The organism is Bacillus cereus group sp. BfR-BA-01356, assembly GCF_022663635.1.
Lineage (GTDB): Bacteria > Bacillota > Bacilli > Bacillales > Bacillaceae_G > Bacillus_A > Bacillus_A cereus.
The window spans coordinates 1-19,864 of the sequence record NZ_JAKUFX010000015.1 but is presented as its reverse complement, the minus strand read 5'-3'; the positions used below and the strand labels follow the sequence as shown (position 1 = coordinate 19,864).

The window sequence follows — 19,864 nt, the reverse complement described above, 5'->3', positions numbered from 1 at the left end:
TAATATGGTGATAATATTCCCTGCATACATCCATTAAAGGAGAATTTTTTCAAATTAAATGTTAAAATAAAATTTAGGTGTGAATTACGTAACAAATAAGAAACTAGTTTGAAACGAGGAAATTACATGGAGAAAATTATCAAAAACAAGCCCAATAAGCTAAGAATTGCTTCAAAAGCTTTGATGATTATTATTGGGGCATTTATCACAGCGTACGGATTAGAAGCAGTATTAATTCCAAATAACGTATCAGACGGTGGTGTAACTGGTTTAAGTATCGTTAGTTCAAGATTATTTGGATTGCCATTAGGAGCTCTAATCGCAGTTATTAACATTCCTTTCGTTTGGTTAGGGTATAAGCAAATCGGTAAAAGCTTTGCGATTTATTCCATTATCGGGATTGCTTCATTAGCAATAGGTACCGTTGTCATGCACGGAATACCAGCTATTATTGAAGGCGATACATTATTAGTTACAGTTGTTGGTGGTATTATCATCGGTTTTGGTATGGGACTAGCATTACGTAACGGTGGGGCATTAGATGGAATCGATATGCTTGCTGTATTGCTTTCTCGTAAGTTACCATTTGGAACGAGTGACCTTATTTTATTCTTAAACATGTTCGTATTTATTTTCGTATCAACGGTATTCGGCCTGCAAGGAGCTATCCTTTCGGCAATTGCTTACTTTATCGCTTCGAAAGTGATTCATATCGTTGAAGTTGGTTTAAGTGGTTCAAAAGCATTTAAAATTATTACAAAAGAGCCTGAATTAATGGTAGAAACAATTCGCGATCGTTTAGGCCGAAGTGCAACATATAACGAAGTATACGGTGGTTATTCAAGAGAGAAGTTTAAAGAAATTTCATGTGTAATTAACCGTTTAGAAGAAAGTAAAATGAAAGAACTTATTAATGAAATCGATCCACATGCCTTTATTACAGTTTATGACGTAGCAGAAGTAAAAGGCGGTAACTTTAAGAAACGTGATATTCATTAATCGTTATGAAAAAGAGGGTGTGCCAAAATTTTGGCACACCCTCTTTTTATTATTAAGTTGCTATCGTTGTCAGTTTTTTTCAGTAAGTAGATATATTTTCACTCGCCCCACCGACTCCCTCGTTTAATCCACGCTACATACTTTTGAAAAGCCGTCACTTCATGTTGAAAACGCAGCGGGATATACAACAATAAAGTGCATGTACACATTATCCATAGAATACCTACTACAAAATGAAATTTCATTGTCGTGCTAATAAACAAGCTGAGGAATAATACAAGGAACATAATTACACTAAATCTTTTATACGTAGTCATACTATCCCCTCCTTATACTTCAATTGTACCAGTTATAAGGAATTAATTCCCACAAAAAGACCAAAAAGCAAATTCCACTTTTCGGTCTCTACACTATCTTCTCTTCGTAATTTTTCCTGAACCACCGACCCTCGTTTTCGGAGGAGATGTATTCCTTGGCGGCGTTTTAATAGATGATTTTGGCTTCACATCTGATCCGCTTGAACCGCCTGGTGTTTTTGTAATTTTACCCTTGCTTCCAGTAGAAGGTGGGGGCGTCGTATTACTTCCTTTTTCAGTAATACTTCCCTTATCACCTACTGATGGTTTCGAATCTACATTATCGCCTCGCTTAATGATAGACCCTTTCCCTTCCTTCGTAATTGGAGGTGGGGTTTTCTTTTCTTCTTTCGTAGGTGGTCTCTCTGGAATAACTGGTTTATGATTTTGTCTGTCATTATATCCTCGATAATCACCGTACGATGATTTTCGTGAACCGAATATATCGTTTAATATGCTACCCATAATATATCCTTGCAAGAAGGACGGTTGGTAATTTTGACGGACAAATTCTTTATTACTTATTTCAATTAACGTATCAGATGGTTTCTCTTTATCCTTTTGCAGGTTATAAATCTTATCAGAATAAACGAGGAACATTTGATTTTCGTCTTCTTTAGATGCTTGCTTCGGTTCTCTTTCGTTAATGAGTTCCTTCGCTACTTCAGGAACTGACCGATTGGCGGCCCTATACACGTAAGATTCTTGTTTACCTTCCTTGGCAACAGATTCAAGTGGATAACGGTCTTGAATCGACTTTGTCTGCCCGCCTTGACAACCTGATAAGGCATAACCAGCAACAACAAGTAATATAACGATAGCAAGTATAGGGATCACAAACGATTTAATCATGGTAAACAATCGGTTTGACATGATTACGCCCCCTTACGTTGCTCTTATAATTTGTACATCAGCAGGAATGATTGCTTCTCCCTCATACATCATTGTGCGACCATTTTGCCATTCAATACGCAATAATTTTCGATTATCTGATTGGAATTCCCATATATACTGTTCTTCTGAAGCTGAGAATGGAGTTTTTCCCATCACAACAACACGTCCGTTATATTGTTCTTCCATATGATACTCGGTATCATCCATTTCAATTGTCGTCGGAATTTCATCAATTGAATCTAAGCGACCATCAATTGGAGTATATAATTTGTAATACGTATTTTCTCGATCTTCAATTTTTAAATAACGAATATCTTTTCCATCTTGCAATGTCAAAACAATTTCCTTGCGCGAATGCATACTCGTTTTCCCAATTAATTCATACATAACTAATGAAACTTCAATCATATCGCCAGGAGCTAACGTTAAAAGACTCTTTTCCGGCTTCAGTGGCTCTGGGCTTTTCATTATATTTTTTATCCGTTTAAATAAACTCATAATCTACCCCTCCTTTTCTCTTTATAAACACGCACCTAAAATTAGTGCACCAACAATATGTAATGATCCAGCTAACATCGCATGTGCAACGCTACCTTCTTTCGTACCTTCTTCTAAATCAAGACCAGACATTTTCTTTAATACGAATTCGATAAACATTTCTACCACTAATAAAATAACGAAAGAAACTGCTGATGCAAGAAGTGCTTGCCATAAATCATTTGCTTTCGTTATCGATTGAGATAAAATGTACCCTTGTGCAAATAATTTCATAATAAAACGAGTTGTTACAGCTGTATTTCCATTTTTGATTTCTTTTAAATCATTGTATTTTGTAAAAATCGAATCAACCCACATAATTGCAAATAAAAGTACTGCACTCGCTCCAGTCCATACAAGCATGGCAACTACATTCATCCATGTCATTGCAAAACCTCCTCTAAAATATAATAGAAAACCGACATGAATATATTTAGACATGTCGGTTCATTTGTCTTTATTCTATATTATTTCTCATACTGCTTCATAATACGAGCTAATTCATCGTCAACAGCAGAATTTTTGTTTAAGCTTGCGAATTCATCATCTAATGATTTTTCTTTCTTATAAACTTCACCGCTTGCTTCCGCTTCAGCCTCTAATTGAAGAGCTTTCTCTTCCATACGGCTTAAACCAGCTTTTGCTGAATTTGAATCAAATCCAGACATCGCCTGATTAATATTCTTTTGTGCTTTCGCCGCATTTACACGCGCTACAAGTGTTTCACGTTTATTTTTCAGCTCTGTTAATTGCTTGCGCATTTCTTCTAGCTTTAGGCGCAGGTTATCAGCAGCAGCTTTATTTTGCTCGTAGCTTGCTTTATACTCATTCATTTTTTGCTCTGCATTTTGTTTTTCTTCTAATGCACGACGCGCAAGATCTAAGTTATTAGCTTGAACAGCCATATGAGCCTGCTCTTCACGTTTTTTCACAAGTGCTTCTTGCTCTTCAAATAATATTTTGAATTTCTTCTCATGTGCGATTTGAGCTGCTACACTTTTCTCAGCCTCTTGTACATCGGCTTGCATATCGCGTAAATATTGATCAGTCATCTTAACTGGATCTTCCGCTTTTTCAATTAACGAATACACATTTGACATTGTTAAATCTCTTAATCGTTTAAATACAGACATCTAAATTCCTCCTATGATATACCTCATATTTCAAATTCACTACTTGGAAAACTGAAAAATCTCCCTTTACAGTAAAGAATATTCATTTTACAGCCTATGTGTTTATTATAACAAAACTAATATGTCCTTACATGTTATTTCCAAAATACATCCATTATAATATGACATTCTATATACAATATTGTATTTCTAATATATTCTCATTATCCCTCTTTGAAATTAACTTACTTTTGCGCACTTTCACTAAATTACATAAGTGTAATGTTACTGTAAGCTAACTCGATAGTTACGTTTCCATATTTCTTATACACTAATACCAGAAGCAGCAAACAAGCTTCTCATCATTTCGGAACTAATACAAAAATGTATTTACTATAAAACATATAAAAGGAGAAATCATCATGAAAAAATTAGTAGGAATCGGATTAGCAGCAGCAATTTCATTTGGAGCATTATCAGGTTGTTCTTTATTAGGAGAAAAAGCGAACGGCTTTGTACTGTACGGATCAGAAGAACAAGTTCAGCAAATTACAGATAAAAACAAAAAAGAAGTGAAAGAAAAAGACTTCTATAAAATGAAAATGACAACATTAGATGGTAAAAAAGTTCTTGTAATGGATAAGAAAACTGGTGAAGAACTAGTGAAAAAAGAGTTACTTAGCAAAGTTGATGAAAAAGACAACACGAAACCACTTGATAAATTACCAGCTGTAACAACAGAACAAGGTGTATTATTTGCAAAAGAAAAAGTAGAAAATGCTGCACTTGATGGGGCAAAATTAAAATATGAAGGCAACACAATTATCGGAAGTGGTCGTGCATATACAGATATGTATGCGATTGTTGATGACGCAACTTACAGCAATGTAAAAGGTGATGAAAAATCTGTAGGTGTATTAAAATTTGATAAAGACCCAAGTAAAGAATTCCCTGGTTACAAAGGCGTAGAAGCTTCTCAACTTGTAAAAATTAAAAAGTAAAAAGTAAAACAAAAAAGCTTTGCGAAATTCGCAAAGCTTTTCCTATTTATTATGAGCAATTTGCTCCATATCCGGGCTACAAGTTTGCGACTGACATGACTTATTTAAAGAACATGCTGCGCATTTTCCTTTTTTACTTCTCTTTACAAAATTAACTAACGTATATGCTGCATAACCAAAAATGATAGCTCCAATTATAATATTGACCATCATCACAATACATCTCCTTCTAGAATCCGAGTAAGGATCCAACTTGGTATATAATGAGCGTTAATACATAAGCAACTACGAGTGGATAAACGACTGAAAAAATCGTCCACTTCGCTGATCCTGTTTCACGTTTAATAACAGCTACCGTCGCTAAACACGGAACATATAATAAAATAAAGAACATAAATGCATAAGCTGATAATGCTGTATAATGTGCTCCCATTACATTTCCAAGCACATCTTCTTTAACTGCATAAATAATTGCCATTGTAGAAACGACAACTTCCTTCGCTAAAAATCCTGTTAAAAGGGATGCTGCAGCTTGCCATGTTCCGAAGCCGAGCGGTGCGAATAGTGGTGCGATAAATCCACCAATCATCGCTAAGTAACTGTCTCCCATATCAACACCAAATCCTGATGGACCTGCATAGTTTAATAACCAAATGACAACCGAACCACCAAAGATGAATGTACCAGCTTTACGAACAAATCCTTTCCCTTTCTCCCATGTGCTTAGCCATAATGTTTTTGCTTGTGGCACACGGTAAGGCGGTAATTCAATTACGAAAATAGACTTTTCCGCTTTCAAAATCGTAAGAGACATAATTTTTGTAACTAATAACGCAAGAACAATCCCTGCAACATATAAAGAAAATACAACAGCCGCCTGACTATGCGGGAAAAATACGCCCGCAAATAATGCATATACAGGTAATCGTGCTGAACAAGACATAAATGGTGTTACTAAAATGGTAAGTAAACGTTCTTTTTCCTGTTCAATCGTTCTCGCAGCCATGATACCTGGAACGTTACATCCAAAACCGATAATCATCGGAATAAAAGCTTTTCCGTTTAAGCCGAAAAACTCCATAATTCTATCCATAACAACTGCAATTCGCGCCATATACCCTGAGTCTTCTAATAATGAAATAAAAAAGAATAGTGCAAAGATTTGTGGTACGAATACTAATACAGCACCAACACCGGCAATAATACCTTCTGTAACGAGCGCTTGAATAAAATCAGAAGCTCCAATACTTGTAAGTCCAGCCGTCACCCAATCCGTAAGCTGGCCACCAAAAAACTCATCTAACATATCCGATAAAGGTGTACCAATCCACGTAAACGTAACCTGAAAAATAAAAAACATAACTGCTAAAAAGATTGGAAGTCCTAAAATTTTATGTGTAATTAATCTATCAATTTTTTCTGAAAAAGGAATTTTTCCTTCTTTCTCATGCTTCATAACATTTGTTTTTAACTTTTCAATATACGCTTCACGAGTTTTGTAAATGTGCTCTTCTAACGTACAATCAAGTTTTCCTTCTAAGCGAGATCGAATGGCTATGAGTTCCTTATAAATTGGTAATGCTTTCATTTCTTTTTCTACTACTTCGTTATTGCTTAAAAATTGAAGTGCTAACCATCTCGGATGCTCGTAATTCGCTGTCTCTAAAAGAGCAATTACTTCTCCAATTCCTTCATCCATTTGTACACCATATGAAATAAGAAATGGCTTTTTCTCTTGTTTGTTATTTTCTTTAAGAGTCGTAAGCAGTTCTTCACAGCCTTTTCCACTTCTTGCAACAACAGGAACGACTGTTACACCTAATAGCTCTGATAATCGTTTTACATCAATGACAATTCCTCTTTGCTTCGCCACATCAACCATGTTTAAACCAATTGAGACTGGCTTACCAAATTCAAGTAACTGCAACGTTAAATGCATATTTCTTTCAAACTGCGAGGAATCTACGATATTTAACATATGATTAAATTCTTCTGTTAATAGAAAGTTTGTTACAACACCTTCATCACGTGAAACTGGATTTAAATCATAAACACCTGGTAAATCAATTAATGTTCCTTGTCTATCTTTTAATTTACCAATCTTCTTTTCTACTGTTACACCGCTCCAGTTTCCTACATACTCATAAGAACCAGTAAGTGCATTAAATAATGATGTCTTCCCTGTATTCGGATTCCCTAGCAAAGCTACCTTATTCACGCTAATTCCACCTTTATCATTTTCGCGTCACAATGACGAATACTAATTAACTGTCCACGACACTCCAATGTACAAGGACCTTTGAACATCGCTTTCTGTTTCAGGCGAAGTTCGCTTCCTTCAGCAAGACCGAAAGCAGCTAGTCTACGCTTTAATAGCTGATCTAAAGACTGAATACTTTTTACTAACACTTTCTCTCCAATTTTAATATCTACTAAGCTCATAACCTTCCCCCTCAGAAGAGAATGATAATTATTTTCAAAAAAATTATACCACACCCAATTTCTCTTGTACTATACCCTTTTGCTTCATATTTATTAACATTTCGCTACAATTCTATTTCAATTATTGTCATACTGTATTCGTTTGCCATTCTCATCCATTTCGCTTACAATAAACAATAGCAAATAAAGAATTTCGTTATCACTGGGGGAGCCATGCCGCTGAGAGGGAACACTTCGTTCCGACCCTTCGAACCTGTTAGTTAATGCTAACGCAGGGATTGTGCAAACGTCCGAAATACATACCTCATTTTTATTTACGTATTTCGTATCCTCCTATGATATCTATTCTTTTTTGTATAACTTGGATTTAGGGGGAAACAACATGCGTAACACCAATTTACAAGCGATGATCGAATCTGCTATTCTTGCAGCCTTCGCCATGATTATCGATATTTTACCATTATCACTTAAACTTCCAACAGGCGGTTCTATCTCATTCGCTATGATTCCTATTTTTATTATTGCTTACCGCTGGGGCTTTAAATCAGCTTTCTTAGGCGGTTTAGTTTGGGGACTATTACAAATTGTCGTGGGAGATGCTTATATTTTAACACCTGTTCAAGCATTCATTGAGTACTTCATTGCCTTTGCTTTTATCGGATTTGCTGGCTTATTCTATCGTCCAATTCAAAAAGCACTTTTAACATCCAATGAAAATAGCTTAGAACAATCAAATTTAGGTAACCGTAAAGACAAACCTTCATCAAAACAAAATCAGGGTAAGAAAGTCCTTGCTTATATTATCCTTGCTACATTTATCGGTAGCTTTGCTCGCTATTTCTGCCACTTTATTGCCGGCATTATTTTCTGGGGACAATATGCACCGAAAGGTCAATCAGCTGTGTTATATTCATTAATCGTAAATGGAAGTACAATGCTTGGTTCTTTTATTTTATGTACCGTTTTACTTATATTTTTATTTATCACTTCACCACGATTATTCAAAAGCATCAGTGCTTATCAAATGAATACACAAAAAAAGGGCGCTTAATGAGCGCTCTTTTTTCATATCGTAATATCAATTAAAAATACAATAAATGCGCAAAAGAAAATAAATACCATTATACTTAGCCAATTGCTATGCACGGTTCATCGACTCCTTACATAACCTCATATTCTAAACAAATTATACTGATTAAAAATAAAGATTAGGTAAAGATAATATGAAAATAAATTAAAAAAGCGTAAATCATATTATTTACGCTTTTTTCGGTAAATAGAAGTAAAATAACACACCATCTTCTGTATTTCCTGCCCCATATTCAGTATCATGTAGTTCTAAAATATTCTTTGAAATGGCAAGCCCAAGTCCCGTCCCACCTTGTGAACGCTGACGAGCTGTATCCACTCGATAAAAACGATCCCAAATTTTATCTAATTGTTCTTCTTCAATGTGAGTACCTTTATTTTCAATGCACACTTTTATACGATCCTTCTCATCTATTGTAGAAATAATAATATCTTCTTTATTTGGTGTATAACGTATGGCATTCGTAATGAAATTCACGATGACTTGTTCAATCCGGCCTTGATTTGCAATCACTTCAAATGAACATATATTTTTATGAACACGAAGCTCTTTTTTCTCTATTTCCACAGATAGATGTTCACATATGTCTTCAATTACTGTATCAATATAAAACGAATCCTTTTTCATTTTATATGTACCAGATTCAAATTTAGCTAACTCAAGCATATCCAAAATTAACGTATCCATTTTGTCTACTTCTCTCTCCATTGCCTGAAAATAATACTCTTTTTTATGTTCAGCTACCCCGTCTTTTAAAATAGAAATACAGCTTTTCATAATACTTAGCGGTGTTTTTAATTCATGTGAAACACCAGAAATGAATTCTTTTCGCGTCTTTTCTAACTTTCTTTCCTTTTCAATATCTTCTTCTAACTGCCCAATATGCGAATGGAGTTTATTTGATAGCACATTAATATTTTTCGATAAATCTCCAATTTCATCTTTTGAAGTAATCGGTATTTTTTCTGTAAAATCTAATTGTGCTATTTTCTTCGTCGTATCATTTATTTTTAATAATGGTTTTGCAATTTGTTTTGAATAATAAAACGAAGCTAAAAAAATAAGAACGACTACAAATGCAATGATATAGATGTAATAATCTTGCACCATTTGTACAGCTTCATCTACAGGCTGTAAAGAAGCCATCGCATAAATATATGTTACTGATCCATCTTTTTCTTTTATTGGTTTCATTAATAATTTATATTTTATATCATTCTTTTCATAGTCCATTGTCTTTGTTGAATACTCTATTTGATTACTCTCTTTTAGTAATACATCCGTTTGAAATTCTTTTATACTATCCAAAAATAAAGTATTTTTATAAATTGGATTTACGGGGCCTTTTACATCTGGAAACTGTACTTTTGTAACAAACCCACCTATATAAGCATCTGGTTCTTGGGCAGCTTGCTCCTGAACAGCCGGCTTCTTTTCCTTCCTTACTTGTTCCTCAGCTGCTTTCTTTTTCTCCTCATCTAATTTACTCATTTTCTCCTTAATTGCTTTTTCTAACGGTTTATTAGATCCACTTAAATTCTGCTTAGATAACGAGAAAGAGAATGGAATAAAACTATCTCCTTTTTTTACTCCAGAAAAATAAATTCCTTGGCCTAGAAACTGATCTGATAATTTATTATCAATCTCTTCTATATTGACGAGGTTGTATAAAGGAATTTTGAATATTTGTTGTCCAAAGCTCTTTTGTTGCCTACGATCTATCGTTACTTCAAAATAAAAATCATCTGCATGTTTTAAATTCCCGTTCTTATCTAATGTCGTAATCCACGTATTATTTTCTCTTAAAAAGTCTTGCTCAAGTTTCTGAATTCCTTCTACGTTTCCTGTGTAGTTTAAATAATTCTTCTCAAAGGAATTTAAATTTACTTTAATATCTTCCACTTTTCGATTCGCATAATATTGTTTAAAAAATATCGTTTGTCCAATAAATATCGTCGCTAAAATCAACATACATAATGCTGTTGTAAGAGTAAATAATTTTAGTACAATTCCTTTTCTCATATATTCCCCTCAAATTTATAACCAGTTCGTACTACAGTTGTAATGTACTTTGCTTTCTCTCCTAATTTATTTCTTAAATTACGAATATGACTATTCACCGTTCGATCATCACCAGCAAATTCATATCCCCAAATTCTTGAAATGAGTTGCTCTCGCGTTAAAACGATTCCTTGATTTTTCATGAAATACGCTAATATTTCAAATTCTGTATGCGTTAAATTAATATCGGTTCTATCTACCGTAACAGTGCGAGACGGAAAATGAACGTGAATGCCGTGGATTGATAATGTATCATCTTCATTCTCTAAAAATTGCTTTGTCACTTTTCTGCTTTCTAACAACCTTTTCGCTCTTGCTAATAAAATTGGCGGACTATACGGCTTCGTCACATAATCATCTGCCCCAAGTTCAAAACCAAGTAACGTATCGTCTTCATCTACACGCGCCGTCAGCATAATAATAGGCACCTCGGACGTCTTTCGAATCCTTCGGCAAACAGACCATCCATCGAGTTCTGGCAACATAATATCTAAAATAACTAAATCAACCTCTTCTTCTTCAAATACAACTAAAGCCTCTTTCCCGTCCCTCGCTTCAAACACTACATATTGCTCACTTAAAAAATAATCTTTTAATATTTCACGTAATATGTCTTCATCTTCAACAATTAAAATGTTTTTTGACATAACTTATTTATCCCCCTCTCGCTTTCAGAAACTATAATTTCACTTTGAATAACTAGCAGTTAACTTCGCCTCGATAATATATCTATCTGGTGCATCCCCTATATAATTAAATGGGTAACAAGTTGTCAGTGTTAATATCGGTTCTTCTTTTTTTATAATAACAGTGCGATCATCCGCATGGGTAATCCACGTCTTTTGAATTTCGTATGTGTACGTTTTATTATCATACTCTAAAATAAGAGTATCCTTTTCTTTCAACTCTCCTAAATCTGTAAATACAGTATCTCGATGTCCACTGAGTACAGTATGTCCCCCTCCAGATGGAGTTGTCGTTAAATCGCTAACGAACATACCCACTCCTTTTTTCAAAGTCGTATCATCTGCTCCCCAATATATAGAAAACTTCTTCTTTATTTTCGGTATGTTTAACATCGCTACCTTTTCTCCTTCTTTATGTTCTGTTTGAGAAGAAGGCACTTGAGAAGTTACAGGTGTTTCATGAGAAAGTTGAGTATCTTGTATATTTTTAAGACTCTTTATTTCTTCTGCAGTTAATTGCCCGGCAGAGCTTCTTCCTTTATACCATTCCACAGCATAATAGGATCCCATGAATAGCCCTATAGCCATCAATATGATACCGATATAATTGAGTAACTTCATTCTTCATTCCTCCATGCCAAAAATGGTAGGAGTAACCTACCATTTTTAATATATGAAATTATCCCATTCTTTATAGGAAAATATTTTATTTACGCTTTAATCTTATTGCGACGATTCAAACCAAATAATGTACCTACCGCTACAAGACATGCACTTAATCCCATCATTGCTACATTATTTGATGCTGTATTTGGTAATTTTTCACCTTGTATAACTGGCTTTGCTACTTCTTTTTTAGCTACTTCATTCTTTTGCTCGGCTTTTATCGCTGCTTCTTTTTTGGCCATATCGTTTTTTAACTGTTCTTGCGCTATTCTCTTTTTCTCTTCTTCACTTTTTTTCTCAGCTTTTATTGCTTCTTCTTTTTTAGCCATATCATTTTTTTCTTGTACTTGTGCCGCTTGCTTTTTCTCTACTTCACTTTTTTGCTGTTCCTTAATTGCTTCTTCTTTTTTAGCTTTATCTTGTTGCACTTGCGCTTCTTCCTTTGTTACTGTTCCAGTATCTGCACTCGCTACTGAAGAATATCCTACTGTTAAAAGTGCCATTGCACAAATTGGTAATAGTTTCTTTTTCATCTTAATTCTCTCCTTATATTTTATTCACATCAACTCGCACCAGATGTATTACTAGAATAAGCAAGAGATATAAATATAAGATGCAGATGAAATATATTTCACTTAAAGATTTCATTGTAGAAAAAGAAAAAAACATCGCAATATGTACGATGTTTTTTTCGGGTGTGTGTCTCAATTATTTACATGTTACTTTCGCGTGATTTGGAAGTAGAACGGGCTGGAGCGATAACTAATTGTCTCGGCTCAGTTTTCTTGAAGTGATTTTTGACGTTACACTTACGACGTTGAACAACCCACGCTTTAATAGGGTTTGTTAAAATAATCTTTTGCTCTTCGTTAGGGGCCTCTTCTTCAAACCTACAACTCTCGCTCCATTTATTCCATTTCATTGTAAATTTAGAAGAAGAATGATCATCTTCACGATCAAACAAGTGCAAAAAATCCATTTTTCCATCTAGCATTACGGTGTTACTAGTCGCTAAAAAAGAAAAGGTCGTCCAACGTTTCTCCATGCCCTCCTACTCCTTTTTCACATATAGAGTGCCTAAAACTTAATTTACCTAAAATATGCTTGCCTTTTACCTTACACCCATAGTTTATCCAAAATGCTCTTATGCAACTATCGATTTGCCTTACAACTACCTTACATTTTTGTAAGAAACAAAAAAACCTTCACTCGATATAATGAAGGTTTCTTACTTTTTATCTATATGATCTCTCATATCATCAAGTCCAGCTTCTTTTAGCTGCGACATCATACCGTGCGAAATTGCTCCTAACACTAAAGTCATTCCAATTAATGAAATACGAATCGCAGGTACATCAATTACGTAAGCCAACAGGCCAAGAACAATTGTTAAAAGTAATGCTTTTATAAATGTTACACTTGTGTACTGTTTCTTCTTCATCATATTCACCCTTTATGGAAGCGTTTTCTTAATACACTTAGTATATCATATCATCAGATGATTTTGGCGTTATCTTTGTAAAAAATTACTATCTCCTTTGACTTTTTCTATTCTATCCTTTACAGTCGAAATGTTCGCAAGTTTTACACTGTAGGAGGATTACAATGAATATTGAAATAAAAGACACTTTAATTTCTGAAGAACAATTACAAGCAAAAGTTAAAGAATTAGCACTTCAAATCGAACGTGACTTTGAAGGAGAAGAAATCGTAGTTATCGCAGTATTAAAAGGTTCATTCGTATTTGCTGCTGATTTAATTCGTCACATCAAAAATAATGTAACAATTGACTTTATTTCTGCATCTAGCTACGGAAATCAAACAGAAACAACAGGAAAAGTGAAACTACTAAAAGATATCGACGTAAACATTACTGGAAAAAACGTAATTGTTGTAGAAGATATTATCGATTCTGGTTTAACACTTCATTTCCTAAAAGACCACTTCTTTATGCATAAACCAAAAGCACTCAAGTTCTGTACATTACTTGATAAGCCAGAACGTCGTAAAGTAGACTTAACAGCTGAGTATGTTGGCTTCCAAATTCCAGACGAATTCATCGTTGGATACGGTATCGACTGTGCGGAAAAATATCGTAACTTACCATTCATTGCTTCAGTTGTAACGGAATAAGCGTATAACTTAAAAAATTGATAGTATATAAAATGTATATCGGCGATTTTTTAAATATATCGACTTACCGACAATAACTGACAATGTTAGCATCCAATTAATAGGGAGAAGCTGTTCTAAAATACATGGGAACAGCTCCTTTCTTTCCATTACAAACTACAGGGAGAGATGAAATATGACAAAGACAAAATTTGAAAAAGTACTCCTCATCGTAAATCCGAAAGCTGGACAAGGTGACTTACATACAAATTTAACGAAAATCGTACCACCTCTTGCCGCAGCTTTTCCTGACTTACATATCCTTCATACGAAAAAGCAAGGTGATGCAACAAAATATTGCCAAGAGTTTGCTAGTAAAGTAGATTTAATTATCGTCTTTGGTGGTGACGGCACTGTATTTGAATGCACAAATGGCTTAGCACCTCTTGAAACTAGACCTACACTTGCAATCATTCCAGGCGGAACTTGCAACGACTTCTCTCGCACACTTGGCGTTCCGCAAAACATTGCAGAAGCGGCAAAACTTATTACAAAAGAACATATAAAACCAGTTGACGTTGCAAAAGCAAATGGACAACATTTCTTAAACTTCTGGGGGATTGGTCTCGTATCTGAAGTATCAAACAATATCGATGCAGATGAAAAAGCAAAGCTTGGTAAAATCGGTTACTATTTAAGCACAATTCGAACTGTAAAAAATGCTGAAACATTCCCAGTAAAAATTACTTATGACGGACAAGTATATGAAGACGAAGCTGTCCTTGTCATGGTTGGAAATGGTGAATATCTTGGTGGTATTCCATCCTTTATTCCAAACGTAAAATGTGATGACGGAACACTTGATATTTTCGTAGTCAAATCAACAGGTATTCAAGCATTTAAAGATTACATCGGAAAGAAACTATTCGAGGATTCAAATGAAAATGACATCTTCCACGTAAAAGCGAAATCCATTCATATTGAAACGAAAGAAGAAAAAGAAGTAGATACAGATGGAGAAAGTTCGCTTCATACACCTTGTCACATTGAATTATTACCAGGACACTTTACGATGATTTATAATCCTGCGGTTGTGTAAAGAAAAAAACGAGTGCTAGCACTCGTTTTTTTCTCTTCTAATCTAGTTATGTCGTTGAATCATTTCTTGTATTTCTTTAACTCTCTCTAAAGTAATTCCATTTCTTTGTTCGATCGCTAAAGGATGCTCGGTTGGCTCTAATTCAACATACGGTGCCGTTCCAACTTCTCTTATATGTACATTTGTTTTTAAATTTAATGTTTCTGGATAAACTGGTATTTCTACAGATAACCAACCAAAATAAGGATCACTATTTTCTCGGCCTCTCTCATCCCACTTTTCTAATACTTCATCATAACTTTCTTTACTAAGTGATACCCACACAGTCCATATGAAATTTTCGTGGTAGTCAATGATAGGAAGCTCTAAACATCCTCTAATAAAATAATGTTCATCATCCATTACACAAAGATCTGATGTTAAATGGAAGCGTTCCTCTCTTTCATGGGGCGCTACCTCGTAATAATAATATGGTGCTCCACTTCCGTAGCATAGAGGTAGTGCAAAACGATGCATTTGTACTTTTTCTCCGGATTTTCTTCTTCTTTTCATTTGTTATTCTTTCTCCTATCCTTTTCAGTCACAATCAAACTCTATCCAATTTCTCCAATGCGTATTAGCATTTTCATTCACAATAACACTTGGATCTTTCTTCTCTATTGCAGCGGCTACTGATTGGAAGAATTCATTTTCACTTACTTTTTCGTCTTCAACATGTTTCCATTCTTCCGTTTCATACGCTACTTCCCAGTCGCCTTCTAAACCGAACTCTTCTAAAATTTCTCCTTTATCCCACCACAATAATTTTTGAACTTCCTCATTAGTAGCAAGCATACGCATGAAGTATGTTGGATAATGCTCTGTCGTTTGTACTTCTATTCCATTATTTATATAATCTTCTTCTGTAAATTCATATTCAAAATGATGCTCGCGAATTTTTAAACTGCCGTTATAAATATTCGGTATAAATTCACCTTCATCATCAAACAACTCATAATCGCCATTATTTAATTGTAAAATGCAATCATCACCCATTGAATGAGTAATTCTATCGCCATATACTTGAATATCATTACATACACCTAATGAACCTACACCAACAATTTGAAACACCATTAGCCAATCCTTAGTATCTTTAAAGAAAAGAGAGAATTTCACTTATGAAATATCCATATATTCATTATCAAAGGCAGGAAATTCATACTTACTTTGCTTTTTATCTAATAGTTTTAAAATATCTTTTTGCATATGTAGCATCTTCACCTCGATATAAACAAAAATATTTTTTTAATTTCACTAGAGTATAACATAACCATACTTACCTGTGACATTCTAATAACACTACTAAAAAATAGAAGAATGGCTTGTTTGCATACTCTAGTTCTTTTTATGTACAATGAAGGAAAGAAGCACCTTCATATAAGGGAGAGGACAAACTTTGTTCAACCAACAGTTAGTTAATTTACGCATTGATTTTGCATTTAAACAATTGTTTGGTACGAATGGTAGCGAAGATATTCTAATTGCATTTTTAAATGCTATGTTACAAGAGTCTTTAGAGTCGCCCATTGCTTCTCTACAACTAGAAGATCCACATTTACACAGGGAATATGAAGAGGATAAGTTATCTATTTTAGACATTTCAGCGACATTAGACACAGGAACAAAAGTTAATGTAGAAATACAAGCGCGACAAGAAGTCGCTTCATAATAGTGCGTATCCATAAGGATACGCTATTCTAGTTGTCAAGAATATTTCCACCCAAAACAGCGTTGCCAGTAATGGCAGGGTTGGTTGCATGAGGGAATGCATAAGGAAGCGATGAACGTACATTCAATCCGTGCTAGGGAAAGATGAGAAAGGTAAACGACAGTGAACCTTCTTAAGCTTCGTTACTACAAATCTAATGAAAGACGTTGATACATTGGAACTGCGGATTAGAAAAGTGGACTTTGTATGCTACTGAGAGACAACCTACATATCCGTCGGAGTAGAAGAAGGTACCTTCCCTCATCGTATCTATTAGAAGTGGAACTTGGTAAGCCCTATATAATCTGTACGTTGTACAGTAAGGATGTCGTAAGGCAAAATGACGTTATAGAGGGTATGGGATGTTGGAAAAAGCGAAAATCGCAAGGTCGAAAGACAACAGGAACTCATAACTGTGCGAATAGCATCCAGGGAAAAAAAAAAAACTAATGATGCAACCCGAAAGGGTGCAGACTTCCAACAGGTCTTCAACACGAAAAAAAGCGAAAAAAAACTTCTGCCGAAAGGAAGGAATCTAGTTATGGATACAGCTCACAAGGCGTCGGCTATTCCTTCACTTACAGATTGGTTTACAATTCAATGGAAAGAAATCGAAAGGTATGTAAGGAAGTTACGACAACGAATTTTTCGTGCCAAACAACAAAACCAAAGTAGAAGAGTAAGAAAATTACAACGTCTTATGCTTCGGAGCAAAGCGAATCTATTGTTATCAATTAAAAGAGTTACACAAATAAACCGTGGGAAGCGCACAGCGGGTATTGATGGAGAACGTATATTATCACCTAGGTCTAGGGTAGCATTGTTTCATCAAATGAGTTCCCAAAATATCAAATTACATCGCCCGAGAGCAGTAAAGCGCATACACATTCCGAAGAAAAATGGAAAATTACGCCCGTTGGGCATTCCGACAGTTAAGGATAGAATTTGGCAGAATATCGTCAGAAACGCCCTGGAGCCGGAGTGGGAGGCAGAATTTGAACCCATTTCGTACGGATTCCGTCCAAAGCGTAGTGCGCATGATGCCATAGCGAATATCTTTAATAAACTAAACTCCAAAAGCAAAAAAGTTTGGGTATTTGAAGGGGATTTTGCAGGGTGTTTCGATAATCTCAATCATGAACACATCTTAGAGAAAATTCAAAACTTCCCAGCAAAAGAAATTGTTAGAAGATGGTTAGCATCTGGGTATGTAGATAATCAAGTGTTTCACCCTACAACAGCAGGTTCTCCTCAAGGAGGAGTGATTTCACCTCTCTTGGCTAATATCGCCTTACATGGTATGGAGAAAGAACTCGGTATTAGATACAGTAAGAGTAACACAAAAAGACAAGGTACTATCTATAATATTCATGTCAAATGTACAAAAGCAATGGTTCGCTACGCAGATGATTTTATCATCGCTTGTCAAACCAAAAAAGAAGCCGAATCCTTGTATCGAGAGTTAGTACCATATCTCGAGAAACGCGGAATTACATTAGCAACAGATAAAACCCATGTTACTCACATTACTGAGGGTTTTGATTTTCTAGGTTTTCATATTAAACAATATGTGCAAGACAAGAATAAATTGTTAATAAAACCGTCAAAAACAAGCATTCAAAAAGCTAAGAAGAAAATTAAAACAACTTTCCAAAACTTGAAAGGGAAACCTGTTTATACGCTATTAACAAACCTAAATTCAATAATCCGGGGGTATGTGTATTACTGGAGACATGTAGTATCGAAAAAGGTGTTTTCATCGATTGATTACTTTATATGGGGAAATGTTGTACGACATGTAAAACATTTGCATCCAAAGAAAAGTTGGAAATGGATTGTAAAACAATATTTTCGAAAACCTAAGCATGGAGGACATGATAAATGGGTTCTTACCTGTCCAAAGACACAGTATCAAATCTATAAAATGGTTTGGACCCCCATTGTAAGGCATATTGGGATAAGATACAAAAACAGCCCGGATAATCCTGAACTCTCTGATTATTTTGCCAAACGAAATAAAAAAGATTTTGAGAACAATAATACGCTAACTCGAATCAAGATTGCAAAGAAACAGAAATATATCTGTCCAATGTGTGAAGAGGCTCTACAAAACGGAGAAGCACTAGAAATACATCATAAAGTTCCTAAAGTGTACGGAGGAACAAATGAATATGGTAATCTTCAACTTCTACATACATCTTGTCACATTCAACTCCATCAAAAGCATCCTATCTTTCGAGAGAGAGCATATATTTACAAGAAAGTGAACAAACATATTTCATTAACGCCTCGAGAAAGAATCCAGGTAATAGAATGGCGTATGATGGATGAAGAACGACTAGCTGTTTGGGATAAAAAGAAGGCTTGAGCCGGATGTTTGGAAACGGACAAGTCCGGTTCTGAGGGGAGAAAGAGTCCGCGAGGACTCCGACTTACCCGACCTCAATAATAATCACGATATGGTTAAACGCAGTTTATATTATTGGGGAAGACTATACACATCTCAACTACAAAAAGGGATGCCCTACAGTGCACTTCACAAAACCATCACCATAAACTTACTAAACTTCGTAATGTTTTCGGAACACCCAGCCTTCCATACATCGAGCATATTATGGAATACACAACAACAAAAAATCCTGAGTGAAGACATAGAAATCCACATTATAGAAATTCCAAAGTTAACTGAACAATGGCATGAAGAAAAAGTAAATCCGTGGAAAGATCCATTTGTTCGTTGGCTTTTATTGCTTTCAGCAAATGAGGACGAGCACTTAACTAAACTATTGGAGGATATTGCTATGAACCAAGACCCTATTTTACAAAAAGCAATAAATAAATGGGAACGTATGAGTCAGGATTCTTCTTTCCGACAAGCCTATGACGCAAGGGAGAAAGTTTTAATGGATGAAGCAGCAAAATTCGCCCATGCAGAGACAGAAGGAATAAAAAGACCTGCGGTAGTATGTCAACTGAAAAATAATATCTTTTGAAGTTATCAAAGGACAAATTGCTTAAAAAAGACATCACGAAACTAGACCAGTATTTTATGTAAAATA

The 19,864-nt window shown here is 35.0% G+C and carries 21 protein-coding genes, 3 pseudogenes and 1 riboswitch; of the genes and pseudogenes, 8 read left to right on the top strand and 16 right to left on the bottom strand.

All coding sequences use genetic code 11. The features are described from left to right. Positions 1–126: 126 nt before the first annotated feature. On the top strand, positions 127–999 hold the full coding sequence (locus MR168_RS08045; RefSeq protein WP_000411245.1) for a YitT family protein: 873 nt from the start codon (positions 127–129) through the stop codon (positions 997–999). A gap of 98 nt (positions 1,000–1,097) precedes the next feature. Here MR168_RS08045 and MR168_RS08040 read toward each other — a convergent pair whose 3' ends face one another. The 5 genes from MR168_RS08040 to MR168_RS08020 all read right to left on the bottom strand — a co-directional run bounded on the left by MR168_RS08040 (position 1,098) and on the right by MR168_RS08020 (position 3,919). Beyond that, a complete protein-coding gene (locus MR168_RS08040; RefSeq protein WP_086411373.1) occupies positions 1,098–1,316 on the bottom strand; it encodes a hypothetical protein in 219 nt (72 codons plus the stop codon). Between the two features lie 93 nt (positions 1,317–1,409). Then, on the bottom strand, positions 1,410–2,228 hold the full coding sequence (locus tag MR168_RS08035) for a DUF4247 domain-containing protein (protein ID WP_000071190.1): 819 nt from the start codon (positions 2,226–2,228) through the stop codon (positions 1,410–1,412). A gap of 12 nt (positions 2,229–2,240) precedes the next feature. Beyond that, entirely contained in the window at positions 2,241–2,747 is a 507-nt protein-coding gene (locus MR168_RS08030; RefSeq protein ID WP_000051739.1) for a DUF4178 domain-containing protein, read from the bottom strand. Between the two features lie 21 nt (positions 2,748–2,768). Continuing rightward, positions 2,769–3,173, bottom strand: a complete 405-nt coding sequence (locus MR168_RS08025) for a DUF350 domain-containing protein (protein WP_000220087.1) — start codon at positions 3,171–3,173, stop codon at positions 2,769–2,771. Between the two features lie 80 nt (positions 3,174–3,253). After that, positions 3,254–3,919, bottom strand: a complete 666-nt coding sequence (locus MR168_RS08020; RefSeq protein WP_242291227.1) for a PspA/IM30 family protein — start codon at positions 3,917–3,919, stop codon at positions 3,254–3,256. A gap of 401 nt (positions 3,920–4,320) precedes the next feature. Here MR168_RS08020 and MR168_RS08015 point away from each other — a divergent pair, with 401 nt between their 5' ends. Beyond that, positions 4,321–4,899: a lipoprotein BA_5634 family protein gene (locus tag MR168_RS08015; protein ID WP_000737468.1), complete on the top strand. Its 579-nt coding sequence runs from the start codon at positions 4,321–4,323 to the stop codon at positions 4,897–4,899. 42 nt (positions 4,900–4,941) lie between these two features. Here the strand turns inward: MR168_RS08015 and MR168_RS08010 are convergent, their stop codons facing one another. Genes MR168_RS08010 through MR168_RS08000 form a run of 3 tightly spaced genes read right to left on the bottom strand, consistent with a single transcriptional unit; the run spans position 4,942 to position 7,341 of the window. Next, entirely contained in the window at positions 4,942–5,112 is a 171-nt protein-coding gene (locus MR168_RS08010; protein ID WP_000989598.1) for a FeoB-associated Cys-rich membrane protein, read from the bottom strand. A gap of 16 nt (positions 5,113–5,128) precedes the next feature. Beyond that, positions 5,129–7,117 (bottom strand): ferrous iron transport protein B, encoded by a 1,989-nt coding sequence (feoB, locus tag MR168_RS08005; protein WP_086411372.1) that lies wholly within the window; start codon positions 7,115–7,117, stop codon positions 5,129–5,131. After that, on the bottom strand, positions 7,114–7,341 hold the full coding sequence (locus MR168_RS08000; protein ID WP_000060512.1) for a FeoA family protein: 228 nt from the start codon (positions 7,339–7,341) through the stop codon (positions 7,114–7,116). Before MR168_RS08000 ends, feoB begins: the two co-directional genes overlap by 4 nt. Positions 7,342–7,535: 194 nt before the next feature. Continuing rightward, positions 7,536–7,637: riboswitch (TPP riboswitch) on the top strand. Between the two features lie 86 nt (positions 7,638–7,723). Here MR168_RS08000 and thiT point away from each other — a divergent pair. Then, the gene (gene thiT, locus MR168_RS07995) at positions 7,724–8,392 is read left to right on the top strand and encodes an energy-coupled thiamine transporter ThiT (RefSeq protein WP_001246588.1); all 669 of its coding nucleotides are present in this window, start codon (positions 7,724–7,726) and stop codon (positions 8,390–8,392) included. 207 nt (positions 8,393–8,599) lie between these two features. On the opposite strand, the gene MR168_RS07990 is transcribed toward thiT, so the two are convergent. The 6 genes from MR168_RS07990 to MR168_RS07965 form a co-directional block, all read right to left on the bottom strand. Continuing rightward, the gene (locus MR168_RS07990; RefSeq protein WP_086386043.1) at positions 8,600–10,453 is read right to left on the bottom strand and encodes a sensor histidine kinase; all 1,854 of its coding nucleotides are present in this window, start codon (positions 10,451–10,453) and stop codon (positions 8,600–8,602) included. Next, entirely contained in the window at positions 10,450–11,139 is a 690-nt protein-coding gene (locus tag MR168_RS07985) for a response regulator transcription factor (protein ID WP_006928626.1), read from the bottom strand. Before MR168_RS07985 ends, MR168_RS07990 begins: the two co-directional genes overlap by 4 nt. A 39-nt stretch (positions 11,140–11,178) precedes the next feature. Further along, positions 11,179–11,799 carry a class D sortase gene (locus MR168_RS07980; protein WP_000771592.1) on the bottom strand — a complete coding sequence of 207 codons (621 nt, stop codon included), beginning with the start codon at positions 11,797–11,799 and terminating at the stop codon, positions 11,179–11,181. A gap of 89 nt (positions 11,800–11,888) precedes the next feature. Then, on the bottom strand, positions 11,889–12,377 hold the full coding sequence (locus MR168_RS07975) for an LPXTG cell wall anchor domain-containing protein (RefSeq protein WP_006928625.1): 489 nt from the start codon (positions 12,375–12,377) through the stop codon (positions 11,889–11,891). 179 nt (positions 12,378–12,556) lie between these two features. Next, positions 12,557–12,889 (bottom strand): hypothetical protein, encoded by a 333-nt coding sequence (locus tag MR168_RS07970; RefSeq protein WP_000415613.1) that lies wholly within the window; start codon positions 12,887–12,889, stop codon positions 12,557–12,559. A gap of 183 nt (positions 12,890–13,072) precedes the next feature. Next, positions 13,073–13,288: a hypothetical protein gene (locus MR168_RS07965; RefSeq protein ID WP_002001286.1), complete on the bottom strand. Its 216-nt coding sequence runs from the start codon at positions 13,286–13,288 to the stop codon at positions 13,073–13,075. Between the two features lie 161 nt (positions 13,289–13,449). Between MR168_RS07965 and hpt the strand changes: the two genes are divergently transcribed. Continuing rightward, entirely contained in the window at positions 13,450–13,977 is a 528-nt protein-coding gene (gene hpt / locus MR168_RS07960) for a hypoxanthine phosphoribosyltransferase (RefSeq protein ID WP_006928622.1), read from the top strand. 175 nt (positions 13,978–14,152) lie between these two features. After that, entirely contained in the window at positions 14,153–15,055 is a 903-nt protein-coding gene (locus MR168_RS07955; RefSeq protein ID WP_000167897.1) for a diacylglycerol/lipid kinase family protein, read from the top strand. Positions 15,056–15,097: 42 nt separating this feature from the next. Here the strand turns inward: MR168_RS07955 and MR168_RS07950 are convergent, their stop codons facing one another. Together MR168_RS07950 and MR168_RS07945 are read right to left on the bottom strand one after the other, a co-directional pair. Continuing rightward, the gene (locus MR168_RS07950) at positions 15,098–15,607 is read right to left on the bottom strand and encodes a DUF2199 domain-containing protein (protein WP_086411371.1); all 510 of its coding nucleotides are present in this window, start codon (positions 15,605–15,607) and stop codon (positions 15,098–15,100) included. 24 nt (positions 15,608–15,631) lie between these two features. Beyond that, positions 15,632–16,303 (bottom strand): annotated as a pseudogene (locus MR168_RS07945) (DUF7003 family protein). 190 nt (positions 16,304–16,493) lie between these two features. Here MR168_RS07945 and MR168_RS07940 point away from each other — a divergent pair. The 3 genes and pseudogenes from MR168_RS07940 to MR168_RS07930 form a co-directional block, all read left to right on the top strand. Then, positions 16,494–16,742: pseudogene (locus tag MR168_RS07940) on the top strand (Rpn family recombination-promoting nuclease/putative transposase); the annotation flags it as partial. 604 nt (positions 16,743–17,346) lie between these two features. Then, positions 17,347–19,173 (top strand): group II intron reverse transcriptase/maturase, encoded by a 1,827-nt coding sequence (gene ltrA / locus MR168_RS07935; RefSeq protein ID WP_086411375.1) that lies wholly within the window; start codon positions 17,347–17,349, stop codon positions 19,171–19,173. 73 nt (positions 19,174–19,246) lie between these two features. Next, positions 19,247–19,759, top strand: a pseudogene (locus tag MR168_RS07930) (Rpn family recombination-promoting nuclease/putative transposase); the annotation flags it as partial. Positions 19,760–19,864: the final 105 nt, after the last annotated feature.

Bases quoted from the DNA above. Each gene is read 5' to 3' on its own strand.
- MR168_RS08045 (WP_000411245.1), top strand. From the start codon at position 127: ATGGAGAAAATTATCAAAAACAAGCCCAATAAGCTAAGAATTGCTTCA.
- MR168_RS08040 (WP_086411373.1), bottom strand. From the start codon at position 1,316: ATGACTACGTATAAAAGATTTAGTGTAATTATGTTCCTTGTATTATTC.
- MR168_RS08035 (WP_000071190.1), bottom strand. From the start codon at position 2,228: ATGTCAAACCGATTGTTTACCATGATTAAATCGTTTGTGATCCCTATA.
- MR168_RS08030 (WP_000051739.1), bottom strand. From the start codon at position 2,747: ATGAGTTTATTTAAACGGATAAAAAATATAATGAAAAGCCCAGAGCCA.
- MR168_RS08025 (WP_000220087.1), bottom strand. From the start codon at position 3,173: ATGACATGGATGAATGTAGTTGCCATGCTTGTATGGACTGGAGCGAGT.
- MR168_RS08020 (WP_242291227.1), bottom strand. From the start codon at position 3,919: ATGTCTGTATTTAAACGATTAAGAGATTTAACAATGTCAAATGTGTAT.
- MR168_RS08015 (WP_000737468.1), top strand. From the start codon at position 4,321: ATGAAAAAATTAGTAGGAATCGGATTAGCAGCAGCAATTTCATTTGGA.
- MR168_RS08010 (WP_000989598.1), bottom strand. From the start codon at position 5,112: ATGATGGTCAATATTATAATTGGAGCTATCATTTTTGGTTATGCAGCA.
- MR168_RS08000 (WP_000060512.1), bottom strand. From the start codon at position 7,341: ATGAGCTTAGTAGATATTAAAATTGGAGAGAAAGTGTTAGTAAAAAGT.
- thiT (WP_001246588.1), top strand. From the start codon at position 7,724: ATGCGTAACACCAATTTACAAGCGATGATCGAATCTGCTATTCTTGCA.
- MR168_RS07990 (WP_086386043.1), bottom strand. From the start codon at position 10,453: ATGAGAAAAGGAATTGTACTAAAATTATTTACTCTTACAACAGCATTA.
- MR168_RS07985 (WP_006928626.1), bottom strand. From the start codon at position 11,139: ATGTCAAAAAACATTTTAATTGTTGAAGATGAAGACATATTACGTGAA.
- MR168_RS07980 (WP_000771592.1), bottom strand. From the start codon at position 11,799: ATGAAGTTACTCAATTATATCGGTATCATATTGATGGCTATAGGGCTA.
- MR168_RS07975 (WP_006928625.1), bottom strand. From the start codon at position 12,377: ATGAAAAAGAAACTATTACCAATTTGTGCAATGGCACTTTTAACAGTA.
- MR168_RS07970 (WP_000415613.1), bottom strand. From the start codon at position 12,889: ATGGAGAAACGTTGGACGACCTTTTCTTTTTTAGCGACTAGTAACACC.
- MR168_RS07965 (WP_002001286.1), bottom strand. From the start codon at position 13,288: ATGATGAAGAAGAAACAGTACACAAGTGTAACATTTATAAAAGCATTA.
- hpt (WP_006928622.1), top strand. From the start codon at position 13,450: ATGAATATTGAAATAAAAGACACTTTAATTTCTGAAGAACAATTACAA.
- MR168_RS07955 (WP_000167897.1), top strand. From the start codon at position 14,153: ATGACAAAGACAAAATTTGAAAAAGTACTCCTCATCGTAAATCCGAAA.
- MR168_RS07950 (WP_086411371.1), bottom strand. From the start codon at position 15,607: ATGAAAAGAAGAAGAAAATCCGGAGAAAAAGTACAAATGCATCGTTTT.
- ltrA (WP_086411375.1), top strand. From the start codon at position 17,347: ATGGATACAGCTCACAAGGCGTCGGCTATTCCTTCACTTACAGATTGG.